The sequence below is a fragment of the Streptococcus sp. 1F3 genome, from assembly GCF_054968985.1.
The window spans coordinates 17986-35646 of record NZ_JBUEQR010000069.1 but is presented as its reverse complement, the minus strand read 5'-3'; the positions used below and the strand labels follow the sequence as shown (position 1 = coordinate 35646).

14 protein-coding genes are annotated in these 17661 nt (G+C 40.6%); 1 reads left to right on the top strand and 13 read right to left on the bottom strand.

Annotated elements, in window-relative coordinates; all coding sequences use genetic code 11:
• Nucleotides 1-371: 371 nt before the first annotated feature.
• The 9 genes from ACVPON_RS06805 to ACVPON_RS06765 form a co-directional block, all read right to left on the bottom strand.
• Nucleotides 372-2591, bottom strand: a complete 2220-nt coding sequence (locus ACVPON_RS06805; protein WP_462877455.1) for an alpha-galactosidase — start codon at nt 2589-2591, stop codon at nt 372-374.
• An 11-nt stretch (nt 2592-2602) separates the two neighbouring features.
• Entirely contained in the window at nt 2603-2743 is a 141-nt protein-coding gene (locus ACVPON_RS06800) for a hypothetical protein (protein ID WP_462877454.1), read from the bottom strand.
• 16 nt (nt 2744-2759) lie between these two features.
• A complete protein-coding gene (locus ACVPON_RS06795; RefSeq protein ID WP_462877452.1) occupies nt 2760-4073 on the bottom strand; it encodes an alpha-L-fucosidase in 1314 nt (437 codons plus the stop codon).
• On the bottom strand, nt 4070-4909 hold the full coding sequence (locus tag ACVPON_RS06790; protein ID WP_462877450.1) for a carbohydrate ABC transporter permease: 840 nt from the start codon (nt 4907-4909) through the stop codon (nt 4070-4072). Before ACVPON_RS06790 ends, ACVPON_RS06795 begins: the two co-directional genes overlap by 4 nt.
• 1 nt (nt 4910) lies before the next feature.
• A complete protein-coding gene (locus ACVPON_RS06785; RefSeq protein ID WP_462877448.1) occupies nt 4911-5843 on the bottom strand; it encodes a carbohydrate ABC transporter permease in 933 nt (310 codons plus the stop codon).
• A gap of 163 nt (nt 5844-6006) precedes the next feature.
• A complete protein-coding gene (locus ACVPON_RS06780; protein WP_462877446.1) occupies nt 6007-7299 on the bottom strand; it encodes an ABC transporter substrate-binding protein in 1293 nt (430 codons plus the stop codon).
• Between the two features lie 33 nt (nt 7300-7332).
• Nucleotides 7333-7977, bottom strand: a complete 645-nt coding sequence (locus ACVPON_RS06775; protein ID WP_462877445.1) for an L-fuculose-phosphate aldolase — start codon at nt 7975-7977, stop codon at nt 7333-7335.
• 13 nt (nt 7978-7990) lie between these two features.
• Nucleotides 7991-9778 carry an L-fucose isomerase gene (locus tag ACVPON_RS06770; protein ID WP_462877443.1) on the bottom strand — a complete coding sequence of 596 codons (1788 nt, stop codon included), beginning with the start codon at nt 9776-9778 and terminating at the stop codon, nt 7991-7993.
• Nucleotides 9762-11192, bottom strand: coding sequence for a rhamnulokinase (locus ACVPON_RS06765; protein ID WP_462877441.1), 1431 nt, complete (start codon nt 11190-11192; stop codon nt 9762-9764). The genes ACVPON_RS06770 and ACVPON_RS06765 overlap by 17 nt, the downstream gene beginning before the upstream one ends.
• A gap of 171 nt (nt 11193-11363) precedes the next feature.
• Here ACVPON_RS06765 and ACVPON_RS06760 point away from each other — a divergent pair, with 171 nt between their 5' ends.
• The gene (locus ACVPON_RS06760; protein WP_462877440.1) at nt 11364-12128 is read left to right on the top strand and encodes a DeoR/GlpR family DNA-binding transcription regulator; all 765 of its coding nucleotides are present in this window, start codon (nt 11364-11366) and stop codon (nt 12126-12128) included.
• A gap of 490 nt (nt 12129-12618) precedes the next feature.
• Here the strand turns inward: ACVPON_RS06760 and nifJ are convergent, their stop codons facing one another.
• From nifJ to ACVPON_RS06740, 4 genes are all read right to left on the bottom strand, one after another.
• Nucleotides 12619-16209 (bottom strand): pyruvate:ferredoxin (flavodoxin) oxidoreductase, encoded by a 3591-nt coding sequence (gene nifJ, locus ACVPON_RS06755; RefSeq protein ID WP_462877438.1) that lies wholly within the window; start codon nt 16207-16209, stop codon nt 12619-12621.
• A gap of 158 nt (nt 16210-16367) precedes the next feature.
• Nucleotides 16368-16658: a BMC domain-containing protein gene (locus ACVPON_RS06750; RefSeq protein ID WP_462877437.1), complete on the bottom strand. Its 291-nt coding sequence runs from the start codon at nt 16656-16658 to the stop codon at nt 16368-16370.
• A 38-nt stretch (nt 16659-16696) separates the two neighbouring features.
• On the bottom strand, nt 16697-16975 hold the full coding sequence (eutM, locus tag ACVPON_RS06745) for an ethanolamine utilization microcompartment protein EutM (RefSeq protein ID WP_462877435.1): 279 nt from the start codon (nt 16973-16975) through the stop codon (nt 16697-16699).
• A 12-nt stretch (nt 16976-16987) separates the two neighbouring features.
• Nucleotides 16988-17659 (bottom strand): phosphate propanoyltransferase, encoded by a 672-nt coding sequence (locus ACVPON_RS06740; protein ID WP_462877433.1) that lies wholly within the window; start codon nt 17657-17659, stop codon nt 16988-16990.
• Between the last annotated feature and the right edge of the window lie 2 nt (nt 17660-17661).

The window sequence follows — 17661 nt, the reverse complement described above, 5'->3', positions numbered from 1 at the left end:
GCCTTGGCGAACGCTCGTTCTACCTTCGGCTTCGATTATAAGGAAATGAGCGGTGCTAATCTCATTCCCAGCCTTTCACAATTCTTAATTGTGAAAGCTAGTCTACTTTTGATTTTTAGTGAGTAGAAGTTGATTGATTCTTCAACCGTTTCTTTATACAATACACCTGTATCTTTTACAAATAGCTATCCTACTAATTCATTCTCTCCATAAAGGTCTCTCAAACGCAGATAAACTCCATGTTTCGAAGACACTATATCAAATAAAGGTTGTAGATACCCCTCCCTGACAAGAAGTGTAGCACTTGTGTTGAAAGTGGTGGAATAGCATTTGATAAGGCTTCTTTAGTATTGTGAGGACCTGACTATTCTCTACTTTTCTGTAATAATCACTAATCTTGAGTCAAAATCTTTAGTACTGAGCACTCTTTCTCCAGGAGTATTTGCTAGCCGGATATCTAAACCAGCATTCATCAGTTCATCCCCAAAATACATTCCTTGATAACCTGACACACGATATTGCTTGTCAGCATCAAGTCCCTTGAAGCGGAAGCGAATAGCACCTGGATTAAGCTGATTTAGAATTTGATAGTGGGCTGCAATAGATAGTGACTTATCTTTTGATACAAGTTGCCAAGAAACCTGATTTTTATCTCTTTCAAATGGACTTATCAAGCGATAAAATTGTCCAAACTGAAAAAGATGGCGATACTGTTTATAGAATATTATTTGGTTTTTAATATCCTCCATCTCTTTCTGGGACAAAGTTGTGATATCAAATTCGTAGCCCAAAAGACCAAAAAATGCGACGTGGGCTCTCGTTGACATTAAAGTCATACGACCACTTTGATGATTCGGGACAACAGATACATGGTTTCCCATCATTGAAAGGCTATAGCCATAGGAGGTTCCAAATTGAATCTTTAGTCGCTCGATCGGATCAGTATCATCACTTGTCCAGGCTTGAGGAGCGTAATACATCATTCCCAGGTCAAAACGACCTCCTCCTGAAGCACAAGACTCAAACAGTACTTCTGGGTAGCGTTTTGTTAGGCGTTCATAGAGGCGATAGACACCTAAAATATAGCGATGACCGAACTCCTGTTGCTGCGACGGTGGCAGAGCCAAACTATAACTATCCGTGATATGCCGATTCATATCCCATTTGATATAATCTAGATTTGTTTCATCGATCACGCGAGACATTTGTTCAAAGATTGCATCTACTACTTCTTGTCGAGAGAAATCTAGGACAAACTGTTGGCGTCCAAGACTAGGTTGTCTACCCGGACTTTCGATTCGCCACTCTGGATGTTGATAAAAGAGATTGCTATCTTCTGAAATCATCTCAGGTTCAAACCATAGTCCAAATTTCAAACCAATCCGATGCACATAATCTGATAAAGGTTTCAAGCCATTCGGTAGTTTATCCCGATTTACAAACCAATCTCCCAGCGAAGATGAATCATCATTGCGATGACCGTACCATCCATCATCAACGACCAGTAACTCAATGCCAAGTTCTTTGGCTCGATCTGCAAATTGATAGAGCTTTTCTTCTGTCAGATCAAAATAGGTAGCTTCCCAACTGTTTATCAAAATGGGACGCTCTTGGTTGGCAAAGTTAGGATTTACTAAATGTTCCTGATAAAAACGATGTAAGGATTGACTCAGATGGTTCAACCCCTTTACTGTAAAACTTTGAATCGCTTCAGGTGTCTGGAAACTGGCCCCGCTTTGCAACTCCCATGAAAAATCAAAAGGATTTAGACCCACAAGTACCCGACTTTTTCCAAAGTGATCTACCTCAATCTGTTCCAAGTGATTTCCCGAATAGATAAAGTTAAAGCCATAAGCAACTCCTGTATCCTCTGTAGTGTTTGGTGAGGCTAACATGACAAAGGGATTGTGCTGGGGACTGGAACTATGTCTTAGACTATCGACTGCCTGCAATCCCGCTCTCAATGGATGACGTTCAAACTGTCTTTCCCGCAACCAGGCACCTGTAAAGTGGATAAAATCATAATCGCTATCTGGTAAATCCAACTGTAAACTCATGGCATTCAATAGTTTTAAGGGCTTGCTCCCCTTATTTTCAAAACGGACGCTTCGTGCAATGACATCTACTTCAGGAAAAATTGTATAAGAGAGATGTACGACCAATCCTATCATATCATCAACCATTGTAACAATTAAAGTTTCAACTGCATCACTTTCTCCAGCATAGCTGGCAGGCAGTCCTTTTAGATTAGGCTTGCCTGCTACTATTTCATGTGAATGATAAACCAATTGGCTAATTCGGCTAGCAGTTACATCTTGAATCTGATAAGCTGGATGTCTAAAATCACCTTTTCCATAACCACCATACTCAAAGCGCATTAGACTAGGTTGAAAAGCGGGATTATCAGCGATTGAATAGGGTTCAAATCCTCTTTCTTCTACAAGCATCAAATCTGGATACCTGTCTTTCAGATGAATTTTACTACCATAATAAACATGACCCAAATCACCATTATCCAGGACTTGAAAAATATAAGATGAATGTTCCGTTTGTAAATGAAAACAATTAGACTTTGAAATAGAAATTCCCATCAAGTACCTCCTTAATCCATTGCTTCTTCTATCTTATCATGAAAGAAATGAGCTTTACAAAGATGAAGAATCCTTACATCACCATCCGTAATAGAATGGTGCATGGTATTCTGGTATTTTGTATAAACATGATTCCATTCAAGTTGTAGCATTTTTCATCCTCTTGTCTTACTTCAACTCAATCTTGATGACAGAGTCTACATCATCTGGGATAGGATAAGTAAAATGTGGAATATCGCCAAATTGAGCGAAACAAATCCCTTCATACGCATTGGTTGTCCAACTCTTAGAAATTTGCACCTCGCTACCATCGTGAAGAAAAGACATCCGATGAATCTTTTCTTCGTCAATACCCAGCAAGGCAATCGGTCCAATCGGTTGTTCAAAAATATGAGCATAGATAGTGTTGCCTGATTTTGTGTAATATCCCCAATCAGGTTTAGGCAAATCAGCAAAGCCATTGCCATAGATAGCAGCACCATTTTTTTGCATCCATTTTGAAAAATCACTGAGAATGGAAAGACTTTCTTTTGGAATGTTTCCTAAGGCATCTGGACCAACATTTAAAATCATGTTCCCGTTTTTGCTAACACATTCGACCAATTTACGGATCAACACTTTTGAAGGTTTATAGAGATAGTCAGTCGGATTATAGGACCAGTTATTATTCATGGTCAAACAAAGTTCCCATGGGATAAACTCGCCTTTATAGTTGCGAATTCCCTCGTGTGGGACAATTTGCTCTGGACTAACAAAGTCCCCTGAATAGATATTGATTTGGTCTGTCACGATACTGCCAAAGCCTTCTCCTGAGGTTTCTAGACGATTATCAACAATCACATCTGGCTGGTGCTTTCTGACCATGTTAATCAGGTCAGTCGCCCTCCATTTTTCACCAAACATCTCCTCATAAGAGTAATCAAACCATAGGATATCTAACTTTCCATACTTTGTCACAATTTCTTCCACTTGATTGTGGAGATACGTTAGGTAATGTTCAAAATCAATGATTTCGTCTTTAAAAGCTTCATTATTGCGCATGGGATGAATGAGATCTCCATACTTTGGATAGTCCTTGTGGCGCCAATCAATTAGGCTAAAATAGAGCCCCACTTTTAGACCTTCTGCTCTAACTGCTTCGACAAATTCAGCTACTAAATCACGACCAGCCAAGGTATTGGTTGCTTTATAATCAGTATAGGCTGAATCAAACAAGCAAAAACCGTCATGGTGCTTAGCTGTTAAGACCATGTATTTCATACCTGCTGCTTTGGCAGCTCTTGCCCACTCACGAGGATTGTAATCTATTGGGTTAAAGGCTTCAAAGTAGGGTTCATAATCTTCTATGCTCATTTCTTGATGACTACGAATCCATTCTCCCTTTCCAGGAATAGAATACAATCCCCAGTGGATAAACATCCCGAATCGGGCATCTCGAAACCATTCTGTACGTCTGTTAATTGCTTCTAAATTGTTACTCATCCTTTTACTGCCCCTCCTCCTAAGGCTTCAATAAAGTACTTACTTGTACATGCGAATAAAATAATAGGTGGCAAGACAATGACAACAATAGCTGAGAATAAACCATTATAATTGGTGTTAAAGCTTGTTGTAAATTGTCCTAGTAAGGCTGGTACCGTCAGCTCATTGTTATCAATGACCAGCATTGATGCCCAGTAATACTCATTCCAGTTATTCATAAAAGCTAGAATCGCTGCTGTTAGAATACCCGGTCTAGCAATCGGCAACATAACCTTCCAAAACGTTTGCGCATAGCTTGCACCATCCATCTCTGCTGCCTCTTCCAACTCCTTTGGAATAATAGAAAAGTAATTTCTTATGATAAAGAAACTCATGGCAATACCGCTACAGGTATACACAAACATCAAAGCTACTGGTGTGTTGTAAATTCCCAACTTATTTACCAAGTTGTAGACTGGAAAGGTCATTGCTGTCGCTGGAATAAACATGGTCGAATATATCATAGCAGTCACAAGCCCTTTCCCGCGGAAATCCATGCGTGCAATCACATAGGCAGACATAGAAATCATGGTGATACTCAATATGACAGATACTGTTACCACCTTAAAGCTATTCCAAAAATAATGTAAGACATTCATTTCTGTAAAAACTTTAATATAGCCCTCAAAGGTGATCTGTTGGGGAAGAGTTAATCCTGGCTCCATGGTTGGATCAATTTTTAATGATGATAAAAATACCCATAACAGAGGAAATATTGAAATCAAGCAGGTCAATAGCATATAGCTATAAACCAAGGCTTTTCCCCATCTCGTTAATCCATTTGAACTTTGATTCATCTCATTTTCCTCCCTTTATTTTTGGCTTTCCCAACCCAAAGATAAGGTTGATACAGAAAATAATGAGCATACCGCCTAAAATCTGAAAAACTCCAACGGTATTAGCACGTGCGTACTGGGTTCTTGAACTAGCTACTGCTAATTCTCGGATGATAAAGCTGATACTACGAGAACCTGCGGCACCGTTCGTCAAGAAGTAAACCTCATTGTAAAGTAGAAAACCAGCTGTTGCTGCCAATATAGAAACGGTTTTAATCGTATTTTTAATCATGGGAATCGTAATATATAGTTCCCTACGCCAGCCAGAAATGCCATCTAAAGTAGCAGCCTCGTAAATCTCAGTTGGGATAGCAAAAATTTGACCTAATACCATAATTGTAGAGGTTCCTGCAAAGAAAATATAGGCTGCAGTCATCGCAATCAGATTTAGTTTAGGCGTTAACAATATTGCACCGGTAAAGTTAGGATTCACAATTCGAATCAGCTCATTTGCAACACCATAGTTGGGATCATAAATCTGTAGAAAGATCAATCCCATTGCGGCACTGGAAATAATACTGGGAACAATATAGAGATTTCGAGCAATCTTCCATCCCTTTAGCATCTTGGAAAAAGCGATCGCTACACTGACAGCCAAAGGAACTTGAACCAATACACCAATCATCGCCCACATCAATGAATTCTTTAGGGCTTCCCAGAAAAAAGGATATTGTTTAAAAATATACTCATAGTTGGTAAACAATTTTGAGATACCATAAAATGTAGGATTATCCAAATTTGTATAGTCCCATTTCATAAAAGAAGAGACGACAACGGTTACAACTGAGTATAGATAAAATACCGAAAAACAAATTATAGTAGGAAGAAGGAATGAGAAAATAAATAGCCGTTTTTGGTTACTCCTTTTCTTCATGCTTACTTGTTGTCTTTCCATTAAAAACTCCTATCATAAAAGAAGAGTGCCATGTAGGAAACACGACACTCGAAACAGTTTCTACTCATCAAAAATCAAATCCTGACCTTGTTGACTTGCCTTACTGCACTTCAATGCTATCTGCAGTTTCCTCGTCTAGTCAGATGTTGATGTTTATAGAGTATTAACTAATCAAGGCTAATAAAATGTCTTTTGTTTCTTGAACTTTTTGATCAATATGAACACTATTGGAAGCACTTTCACTAAGAGCAGTGATAAGAGCAGTCTGAACATCTCCACTCCAAGCATCGCTAATAGTCTTCACAGTATATTTAGCATCTTTTACTTGAGAAATTGCTTGACCCAATAGTTTTACAGTAGGATCAGAGCTAGATTCAGCCAAACCTGCAATATCAACATTTTCATTTGATGGATTGGCTCCTACTTTTTCAAAAATAACTTTTTGAACCTCATCGCTCGTCATATATTCCATAAATTCTAGTGCCAATTCTTTTTCAGCCTCACTCATAGTATCTGAAATCGTAATCCCTCCACCAGAGGAGCTGATGGCTACACTACCAGGATAGATTCCTGGAGCGATGGCTGTATTATCTACCATGCTACCTGAAGCCCACACACCATTGAAAAAGACGGATGATTTATTTTGGACAAAGTCTGCTGAGTAGGTGTCAGCACTACCGCCTGCATTTTCTGAACCATTGGCTTGAACCGCTTTCATAACTGCAGTCAAGGCTTCAGTAAAGACCTTCGATTCAATCGTTTCTCTAGAAAATGGTGCTTCAAGAAGTTTACGCCCTTCTTCTGTCGCGCCAAGATAGGTATTCAATAGACGGACTGCCGGCTCTCCAGCACCAAAGGCATAAACATTATCCACTTTCCGAACAGCCTCCATGGCTGTTGTGAAATCATTCCAAGTTTCCCACTTATCTGGAGATTTAGCGCCAGCTTTTTCAAAAATCGCTGTATTGTACCACAATCCCATTGTAAAGAGTTGTTCATGGACAGTATAAATCTTACCATCTACTTGGTTTTGGGTATAATTAAGACCAACATTTGCCTTTAGATTATTTTTATCAATAAAAGGTTTTTGGTCCAGCACCAATCCTTGCTCAATAGCTGCCAATGAAATCTGTTGTCCAGCCAAGTCAATGACATCTGGAAATTCACCACTGGCTACCTTATTATTCATGGTATCTACCAAGCTACCAGATACAGGAATTGGTTTGAATGTCACTTTTCCATCAGCATGTTCTTTAGCAAATTCGTCATACAAGTCACGCATCACTTGAGCTACTGGCCACTCGTCCTTGCTGTGGTGATAACCGTGATAGAATTCTAAAACTGTTTCATCATTTTTTGAAGCAGTTGTCGATTTTGAACCACCACTAGAGCAAGCTGCAAGACTTGCTGAAGCGATGAGACAGACAAGTGCACAGTTAAATAACCGTTTTTTCATGAGATTGATCCTCCAAACTTTAATGTAATGTGTTTATTTTCTTTGGCCATACGTTTTAAATTTTTCAGCCATTAGTTCCATCTCCTCATCAGGCAAAACAACGGGACTTCCAATTGCTTTTGCTATGCAGTAAATTTTTGAGCAATACTCTATTTCTTCAACAATATTGAAGGCATTTAGCAAGTCTTGAGCACCTGCTAGAATACCATGATTAGCAAGGAAAACAGCTCTCCGATTTTCCATTGCTTTAGCAGAGTTTATCGCTAGCTCTGTCGTGCCATAAGTCGCATATTCTGCTACCCGAACATCTTTACCAGCCACTGCAATCATGTAATGAGTAGCTGGAAGGGGTTCTCTTAGGCAAGCTAGGACTGTTCCGTATGTCGTATGAGCATGGATAACTGCATTGATATCTTCACGCGTTTGATATTGAATCAAGTGCATGTACCACTCACTTGAGGGAAGTCTCTTCCCTTCAACAATATTTCCTTCAAGGTCAAGAATTACAATATCTTCTTCTTTTATTTCAAAAAAATCAATGCCTGAAGGTGTTATGGCAACCAATCCTCGACTACGATCAAAAACACTAAGATTTCCACCAGTTCCTTTAGTTAAACCCTCTGTAACTAATTTTTTCCCGTATTTTATTAGTTCCTTCCGTTCACTTTCCATTAACATCCGTATTGTCTCCTTATTTTTGATATAGTGGTCCTAGCACTTCACACATTTTAAAATCAGCTGCTTCTAAATCTTTCGTTCCAACACCATCGAAGATGCTCGGACGGAAGATGCGTTCTTTAGGAATATTGTGTAGGGCAACTGGAATTCTAAGCATGCTTGCAAGCGTCAATACTTCTGCCCCGATATGACCTTGAACAAAAGCACCATGATTGGATCCCCAGTGATTCATGACATCATAAACTGTCTCAAAACCAGGTTCTCCAAGATTTGGAGCAAACCAAGTAGTCGGCCAAGTCTTATCTGTTCGTTCATCCAGTACCTTGTGAATCTCATCTTCCAAAAGACAGGTATAGCCTTCTGCTACTTGCAAGCTTGGTCCAATCCCTTTTACTAAATTCACACGAATAAGGGTAATTGGCAATTCTGCTGCAGTCTTGAAATGAGAGGAAAAACCACCACCACGGAAATACTCGTAATTGGCACGACACCAATCTGTATTCTTCAAACAAGCTGTAACATCCGCTTCTGACATATTCCAAAATTCTTTCATGGTTGGATTGCCTTTGTCATCTCTCGCTGCCGCAGTTCCATCTAGGGCAGATGCTCCAGAATTAATCAAATGAAGAATACCATGTTGGGCACGACCTTCTAATTGTTTTCCAGTCACACGCTCAACAGCTTCTGGGCTCCAATAAGTTCTAACATCAGAGAAAATAGGTGCTTTATTACTTAGTAAGGTTCCAAAAAGCATGGCTGTTGCATTTAAGGTGTCATTTTCTGTCGCAAAGGCTGTTACAGGACGTGGTCCATTCCAGTCAAAGGTTGAAGCTAGAATAGCTTCTGCAAAATCACCATTTGGTAACCAGTCCGTCCATTGACGTTGACCCTGAAAACCACCTGAGATAGCATTGCGTCCCCTAGACTCTTCTTCCCAACCAATTGCAGCAAGAGCAGGATTTCCAAAAAGAATATCTCGGATAATTAACGTTTGTTTTGCAATAAATTCCCAATCCTTATCTGCAGGTATCACCTTCGATTTAGTGATAATATCTGGAAAATCTTTCCCTGTATTGATATCGACCCCTTCATGACAGTTTGTCTTAATCCAGGCCAATGCTTTTTCATATTCTGCTTGATCATAGATTTCAAGTTGAATACGGCGCAAAATCTCTGTCATATCAACAAATTCGACCAACATTCCTAGATAATCTTCAAAGAAACTTGATGTTACCTGTGAGCCAGCGATTCCCATGGATGAAGCACCAATATTCACATAAGATTTACCCCGCATCTGCCCCACAGCAACTGCTCCTTTAGCAAAAAGCAAGATTTTGTGGGCAACATCTTCGGGAATACTGTTATCATCTAAATCTTGTACATCGCGTCCATAAATTTTAAAAGCTGGATACCCTTTCTGGGCATAACCACTCATGGCTGCTGCCAAATAAACGGCTCCTGGTCGTTCTGTTCCATTAAATCCCCAGATTGCTTTTAAGGTATGTGGATCCATATCCATCGTCTCTGTACCATAGCACCAACTTGGAGTAACAGATAAGGTCGCTACAATATTTTCTTTTGAAAATTCATCATAGACGATGCCTGCATCTCCCTGGCCACCAATCGTCCGACTGGCAACAATACATTGAACTGGAGTGCCATCTGCATAATAGAGATTGCTCTCAATCAATTCCTTTGCAGCCAAAGCCATCTGCATTGTTTTTTCTTCTAGCGATTCGCGCACGCCTCCTTGGCGTCCATCAATCGTTGGACGAATTCCAATTTTAGGATAGTGAGTCATGAATAACCTCCTTTTGAGTAGGGTAATAATAAGTTGTTGTGATCGACTGCCTAATCATCTCTTTTGCTGAGGTCAGCGTTTCTATCTCTCCCATAGCAATCATTTGGATGATACTATTGCCGATTGCTGTTGCCTCTGTTAATCCTGTCATAACCGTTTTACCAGTAACATCCGCCACTAGCTGTGAAAAATACTCTGACTTGGAGCCACCTCCTATAAGGTTTAAGGTTTGATAGGTACTAGCTGTCAATTCTTCTAATTGTTTGATTACTTCCTTGTATTTGTGTGCCAAACTTAGGTAGGCAGATTTGAACACTTCTCCGGCAGTTATTGGAATAGCTTGGTTGGTTCGTTCAGCATACCGCCTTATTTTTTCAATCATCCGATCAGGTTCAGCAAATTCTGGGCTCTCTGTATCCACTATAGCCACCTCAGAATCGCAAGCTATAACCATAGCCATAATATCCTCAAAACTATAACATTGTCGGCGTAGCTTGTATTCTCTTCGTAATTCCTCTACAATCCATAAGCCGGTGCAATTTTTAAGAAAGGTCGTTGTTCCATCATGTCCAGTTTCATTTGTAAAATTGTATTCCAAGGATTTCTGACTGATGATTGGAGCGGAAATTTCAGTCCCAATTAAAGACCAAGTTCCTGATGAAATAAAAAGACAATCTTGCCCCTGACAAGGGATTGCTACGACTGCACTTGCTGTATCATGTTCACAAACAGTAACCACTTTGACATCTCCAAACCCAAATTCGGGTTTAACCTCACCAAGAATAGTGCCTTCTTCTACAATAGATGGCAAGAGGGAGGTAGAGATGTCAAAAAGTGCAAGAATTTCATGATTCCAATCACTCGTTATGGGATTAATCATCTGAGTAGTTGAGGCAATACTGCGCTCAATGGCCTTTTTTCCTGTCAATAAAAAATGAAAGTAATCTGGCATCATCAACAACTTGTCTGCCTTATAGTAATCATCAGGTTCTTCTTTCCTAGCAGCCAACAGCTGGAATAAGGTATTGATTTCCATCAATTGATTACCTGTCTTGTAATACAAATCAGATAATGAAGCCATTTGAGAAACCGATTCCAAAATGTCATTTGTCCTACCATCTCTATAATGTACTGGCAGAGAGACCCTTTCTCCTTCACTATTCATCAGTACAAAGTCGACACCCCATGTATCGATGCCAATTGATAACAATTCTGATTGATCAACAGCTTTCTGGATACTTTCTAATATCTTTGAAAAAAGAAAATCAACGTTCCAACATAAATGACTACGTTCTTTAATTGGAGTGTTCGCAAATCTGTTAATTTCTTCCATTATAAGCTGACCGCCTTCAATTCTAGCCAAGACAGCCCGTCCAGATGTTGCACCAATATCAATCGCTAGAACAGATTTCATGCGCCACCTCCTTTGTTATCGTTTTCATGATGTTAGTATAATGCTTTAGAATCGTTTTTTCAATACTTGGAATAAATCATGGAAAAAGTTCAACATAAAAAGAACTTTTCGGAAGAAAAATTCTTTTTATGGTTATTTATGATATAATAAAAAAGAAAGGGAGGACTAATAATGAGTAGAGATAGTAGACGACAAGAAATTACCGACATTCTTAAAACCAAAAAAAGAATGAATATCAAAGAGCTAGAAAGAGTAACTTTTTCTAGTACTTCAACCCTACGCCGCGATTTAATTTACTTAGAAGAACACGGAATCCTCAAACGCCGACATGGCGAAGTTGTCCTCAATTCCTTTAACACGATTGAGCTTTCACACAGCCTCCGTGAAAGTGAACATCGCAATAAAAAAAGAGTCATTGCCAATCTTGCCAAAGATTTTATTGGACCTGGTATGTGTATCTACTTAGATTCCAGTACAACAGTTTATGAGCTCTGTCCATATATTTGCAACGTTGACAATCTGATTATACTGACCAATGGACTCAATACAGCTCAGAAATTAGCTGAATATGCCAACCCAACAATGAAAATATTCATCACAGGTGGAGAAATTAAACACCATTCTTCTTCTGTTATCAACCATGATGTCGAAAACACTCTCCTAAATCATTTTAAAATCAATCTTGCTTTTTGCTCTGCTCGTGGAATTGATGATCAATTTGTTTATGAGGTCTCACTCGGCCAAGCACTCTCTAAAAAAAGGGTTATTGACAAGGCCGAGGAAACTATTTTACTCATTGACCATTCAAAATTTTATCAGACTGGCTTCTTTAAGATTAATACATTAGACAAATACAAAGCCATTGTTTCAGATGAATTCCCTGATAAAAAGATGCTCCATTCTTGTAACACATTCGATGTAGAATGGTTAGCTTAAAGGGAGTCCGACAATCGCTTATATCCTCATTTCGTTTAACTTTTATTACTTCGACGATTGTGGAAACTCCGTTTCTCTATTTCCAACTTCCAATCATCTTCTAGATGAATTGTGGAAACTCCGTTTCCTTATTTCCAACTTCCAATCATCTGCTAGATGAATTGTGGAAACTCCGTTTCCTTATTTCCAACTTCCAATCATCTGCTAGATGAATTGTGGAAACTCCGTTTCCTTATTTCCAACTTCCAATCATCTGCTAGATGAATTGTGGAAACTCCGTTTCTCTATTTCCAACTTCCAATCATCTTCTAGATGATTGGAACTCGCTTTGCCGTACTCTACGATTGTTACTGACTATCGTCAGTATGATTTCCAACCTTCAACAGTCATTAGACTGTTGAAGCAGCCTGCAGCTCCTTGCCTAGTACTAAAAGTAAACGAAACAACTATACTAGACGAGGAAAAGCTAAAACCTTATTTTCTTGCTGGTTTAAAGGAACCTACTGAAAAGCTCTACGGAGCTTTTTTGTTGATTTTTAACAAAGGTTTCATAATCTCCAGATAAAATGGCGTAGTTTTTAAACCGACGTCTAGCTTGGCTAATGTTTTTTTGAAAGAGTTTGTCCGCCTCAAGTGGATTGACACGCTTCAAGGAAGAAAATCGTTCTTGCTTCAGCATAAAGCCCAGCATTTTATCAAAGTTTGGACGTTTGAAATCAAGCTGCATTGGATTTTTTTCTTCTTTCTCTAGCTGAGGATTGTAGCGATAGAGAGACCAATACCCTGTTTCGACTGCTTCTCTTGCTTCTTCTAAGGTTTTTTTCATACCAAATTCTAAACCGTGTGCAATACAAGGAACATAGGCGATAATAAGGGAGGGACCTGGATATTTTTCAGCTTCCTCAAAGGCTTTGATCACTTGAATCGGATTTGCCCCACTTGCGACTTGTGCTACATAGATATTGCCATAAGTCATGGCGATCATACCCAAGTCTTTTTTACTACCATGATTACCAGATGATGAAAATCGGGCAATAGCAGAGGTCGGAGTGGCTTTTGAGAGGTGTCCACCTGTATTAGAGTATACTTCATTGTCTAAGACAAGGATGTTCACATCTGCTCCGCTGGCCAAAACATGGTCCAAACCTCCATAGCCGATATCGTAAGCCCAGCCATCACCTCCTATTATCCATTGGGAGGGTTTGATAAATAGATCCCGTTGCTCATAAAGTTCTTGCAGAATTGGATACCGATCTGAGGCTTCTACTTCCAAGAGACTGACCAATTTAGCACTACGGGCTCTCGTTCCCCGCCCTTTATCCATATGTACAAGCCAGTCTTGAAGTAGGGCAGATAAGTCTACACTTGCGACAGCCATTGCTTTTTCTACTAAGGGAATCAATGCCTTTCTACGAGCTGTATTGGCAACCATCATCCCATAGCCAAACTCTGCATTGTCTTCTAGCAGGGAATGACTCCAGGCTGGTCCTTGACCGCACCTATTCGTACTATAAGGGGTCATTGGAGCCATACCTCCCCAAATGGAGGAACACCCAGTCGCATTGGCAATCATCAGCCGATCCCCAAATAATTGGGTTAAGAGCTTGACATAAGGGGTTTCCCCACACCCTGAACAGGCACCTGAAAATTCTAATAAGGGTTGCTCAAATTGTGTATGGGGGACTGTTCCTGGCTTAGCTGGATTCTCTTTTGCCCGCAAAGTCATGGAAAATGCCCAGTTAATCGCTTCTTGTTTTAAGGTCTCTTCATTGTCTGTCCCTGCCGATACCATCTTCAGCGCCTTCCCCTTTGCAGGGCAGGCATTCACACAAAGCTCACAACCGGTACAATTTTCAACTGAGACCTGAATCCGATACATAAGCCCGTCTTTTCCTTTGAAATCCATGACCTTGTACCCTTCTGGTGCCTTATCTAGCTCATCTTCTTCAAGTAAGAAAGGACGGATAGCGGCATGAGGGCATACGAATGAACAGCGACTGCATTGGACACAGTGACTAAAATCCCATTGTGGCACTTCTAGAGCCAAACTTCGCTTTTCCTGTCGAGCAGTGTTTAGTGGAATATCTCCAGCGACCATTTTATGCTTTACAAGTTGTCCAACTGAGACTGTCCGACCTTCTAGTCTGTTTGTAGGAAGCTGGATATCCTTAAAATAAGGAGAGGAAGAAAGGGGGCTTTTCTTTTCAAGAACTGTACAGGTCTGCCATTCTGGTGGAATGTCTACTTTTTCAAAAGCATTTACAGATAAGGCAATCGCACGGAGGTTCTGTTCAATGACTTCCTCTGATTTTTTACCATAAGACTTGATGACTTCTTCCTGCATCCACTTTAGTGCTTCCTCCAATGGAAGTAGGCAACTTAGCTGAAAAAATGGAGCCTGCATACATATGCTCAATTTCTGGAGCAATCCTGCTTCATGGGCAATTTTATAGGCATTCATGATATAAAACTGAATATCATTAGCTGCCAAAAATTGTTTAATATGAACGGGTAAACGTTTGGATAACTGCTCCTTAGTCCAAGTGGTATTCAGAAGAAAAGTTCCTCCTTTCTTTAAGCCTTTCAACACATCCAATTGCCGTAGATAAACCTGACTAGTTACTCCCACAAAATCCATCTGTTGTATAAAGTAGGGAGACTGAATCACCTCGTCTCCTACCCGCAAATGGGAGATAGTAACCCCATTTTGTTTTCTGGAATCATAGTAAAAATAAGCCTGAATCTGTTTTTGGGTATGCTCACCAATCAGCCTCATCACTGACTTATTGACACTGACCGCCCCATCACCACCCAATCCCCAGAATTTGGCTTGAAAGGTATTGGTTGGGGTCAGATCAAGCGCTGGAAGACTTGGTAAGGAAAGATTCGTCACATCATCTTCAATTCCAATTGTAAAACGTTTTTTCGCTTGAGGTCCTGTTAATTCATCATAGACTGCTATAATCTGGTCGGGGCTTGTATCTTTTGAGCCAATCCCATACCGTCCTCCGATAATAGTTGGACGGTGCTTGCTTGCATAAAAAGCAGCTTGAACATCCATAAACAAAGGTTCTCCGATTGCACCAGGTTCTTTTGTTCGGTCTAATACAGCTATCGCCTCTACAGTTTTGGGGATTCTTGCTAAAAAAGTATCCATCGGGAATGGTCGATAAAGATGAATTTGGATAAGCCCAACTTTTCTCCCCTTTTGATTGAGATAATGAACCGTTTGCTTAATCGTTGAGACGACCGATCCCATTGCGACAACTAATTCAGTTGCCTCCTCATGCCCATGATAGGTTACGAGATCATAGTCTGTTCCCTGCAAAGAATTGATTTTTTTCATGTATTTTTGAACAACGTATGGAATCACATCATAGTGACGATTGACCGTCTCCCGCTGTTGAAAATGGAGATCTGGTCCTTGATTCGTACCTGATACTGTTGGATGATTAGGATTCATGGCACGGGAGCGAAAGATCTCTAACGCTTCCTGATTGATGAGCCTCTTCATATCTTCCTCTTCCAAAACATGGATTTTCTGCATTTCATGGCTAGTCGAAAAACCGTCAAAAAAACTGATGAAGGGGATACTGGTTTCTAAACTAGATAAATGTGCAACGGTTGCCAAATCCATCACTTCTTGCACCGTACTCTCTGCTAACATAGCAAAGCCAGACTGACGGACAGCCATGACGTCGCTATGATCACCAAAAATACTTAAAGCATTAGTAGAAACCGAGCGAGTCGCCACATGAAAAACAGTTGGTAACAATTCGCCAGCAATTTTATACATGTTGGGCAACATCAGCAATAAGCCCTGCGAGGAGGTAAAGGTTGTCGTCAAGGCACCTGTTTTTAAGGAACCATGGACAAAACCAGCTACGCCAGCTTCTGATTGCATTTCGACAATCTTTAAAGGTTGACCAAAGAGATTTTGACGCCCCTCTGTCTGCCAACAATCAATACTCTCTCCCATTGTAGAACTAGGAGTTATAGGGTAAATACTTGCAACTTCGCTAAAGGCATACGCTACATGTGCCGCAGCTGTATTCCCGTCCATGATTTCTTGATGTGACATGTAACATTCTCTCCTTTCTACAGTGATAAGATACAAGCCTTTAAAGCACCTAGTGAAATGAGGAGATTGACGCCCTGTTCAACAAACACAAGGATAGGAACACATACCTCTAGAAACAAAGGCAGCTTCGAGCTATTTCCTATTTGTCAGTCACTTTTTTACGCTCTTATAGCTTGATGCTTTGGTAAGATGGTTTCCACTTCCATATGAGGACGTGGAATGACGTGAACAGAGACCAGGTCTCCTACACGTTGGGCAGCAGCTGCGCCTGCGTCTGTCGCTGCCTTAACCGCCCCAACATCTCCTCGAACCATCACAGTAACCAGACCTCCTCCGACATGCTCCTTGCCTATCAAGGTGACATTGGCCGCCTTGACCATGGCATCGGCTGCTTCAATCGAGCCGATCAAGCCTTTTGTTTCAACCATTCCTAATGCTTCTGATTGCATATTTCGACCTACTTTCTATTTTTTGCTAAAGAGTGGCGTTAGCCTTTTTGAGGTAAGACAGATTCGACTTCCATATGGGGACGCGGAATGACGTGAACAGAGACCAGGTCTCCTACACGTTGGGCAGCAGCTGCGCCTGCGTCTGTCGCCGCCTTGACTGCCCCAACATCTCCCCGAACCATCACAGTAACCAGACCTCCTCCGATATGCTCCTTGCCTATCAAGGTGACATTGGCTGCCTTGACCATAGCATCGGCAGCTTCAATTGAGCCGATCAAACCTTTTGTTTCAATCATTCCTAATGCTTCTGAGTTCATCTGTTTCCTCCTTTATTTTACCAGTCGCAATTTACTCTTGCCAGTTACTCCGAGAGCATTTGCCTCTTCTGTATCCAAGTGACATTCCAAGGCAAAGGTATCATTTACACGAATCATCACATTATGAATCATACCTCCACGTTCACCCGGCAATTCTAAGGATACAGTTTGATGATCCTCAACACCGAATCGTTTGGCATCTGTTGGAGACATGTGAATATGACGTTTCGCAACGATACAACCTTTTTCTAGCTGAACAGAGCCTGCTGGACCAATAAGCGTACACCCAGGTGTATCTTCTAGCTGCCCCGAAAGGCGAAGTGGCGCTTTCACCCCTATCTTGAAGCAATCCGTCGCAGTCAATTCAACCTGCGTTTCCTTACGAACTGGACCAAGAATACGAACTTTTTCAATCATTCCTTTGGGTCCTGCAACCATTACACATTCCTCTAAGGCATATTGACCTCGTTGAGAAAGATCTTTTAGTTTTGTAAAGCTATAGCGAGGGCCAAAGAGAATATCCGCATCTGCTTGTGATAAATGCACGTGGTGATTGGAAACCCCTAGGGGAACTGTAATGTCATAATTGTCTTCTGAAATGCCTTCCCCTAAAGAGGCTCCTGCTTCGGTACCATTTAAGTATTCGACCACCTTATATAATAACTTTTCTAAATCTTCATCCATCG

Bases quoted from the DNA above. Each gene is read 5' to 3' on its own strand.
- ACVPON_RS06805 (WP_462877455.1), bottom strand. From the start codon at position 2,591: ATGGGAATTTCTATTTCAAAGTCTAATTGTTTTCATTTACAAACGGAA.
- ACVPON_RS06800 (WP_462877454.1), bottom strand. From the start codon at position 2,743: ATGCTACAACTTGAATGGAATCATGTTTATACAAAATACCAGAATACC.
- ACVPON_RS06795 (WP_462877452.1), bottom strand. From the start codon at position 4,073: ATGAGTAACAATTTAGAAGCAATTAACAGACGTACAGAATGGTTTCGA.
- ACVPON_RS06790 (WP_462877450.1), bottom strand. From the start codon at position 4,909: ATGAATCAAAGTTCAAATGGATTAACGAGATGGGGAAAAGCCTTGGTT.
- ACVPON_RS06785 (WP_462877448.1), bottom strand. From the start codon at position 5,843: ATGGAAAGACAACAAGTAAGCATGAAGAAAAGGAGTAACCAAAAACGG.
- ACVPON_RS06780 (WP_462877446.1), bottom strand. From the start codon at position 7,299: ATGAAAAAACGGTTATTTAACTGTGCACTTGTCTGTCTCATCGCTTCA.
- ACVPON_RS06775 (WP_462877445.1), bottom strand. From the start codon at position 7,977: ATGTTAATGGAAAGTGAACGGAAGGAACTAATAAAATACGGGAAAAAA.
- ACVPON_RS06770 (WP_462877443.1), bottom strand. From the start codon at position 9,778: ATGACTCACTATCCTAAAATTGGAATTCGTCCAACGATTGATGGACGC.
- ACVPON_RS06765 (WP_462877441.1), bottom strand. From the start codon at position 11,192: ATGAAATCTGTTCTAGCGATTGATATTGGTGCAACATCTGGACGGGCT.
- ACVPON_RS06760 (WP_462877440.1), top strand. From the start codon at position 11,364: ATGAGTAGAGATAGTAGACGACAAGAAATTACCGACATTCTTAAAACC.
- nifJ (WP_462877438.1), bottom strand. From the start codon at position 16,209: ATGTCACATCAAGAAATCATGGACGGGAATACAGCTGCGGCACATGTA.
- ACVPON_RS06750 (WP_462877437.1), bottom strand. From the start codon at position 16,658: ATGCAATCAGAAGCATTAGGAATGGTTGAAACAAAAGGCTTGATCGGC.
- eutM (WP_462877435.1), bottom strand. From the start codon at position 16,975: ATGAACTCAGAAGCATTAGGAATGATTGAAACAAAAGGTTTGATCGGC.
- ACVPON_RS06740 (WP_462877433.1), bottom strand. From the start codon at position 17,659: ATGGATGAAGATTTAGAAAAGTTATTATATAAGGTGGTCGAATACTTA.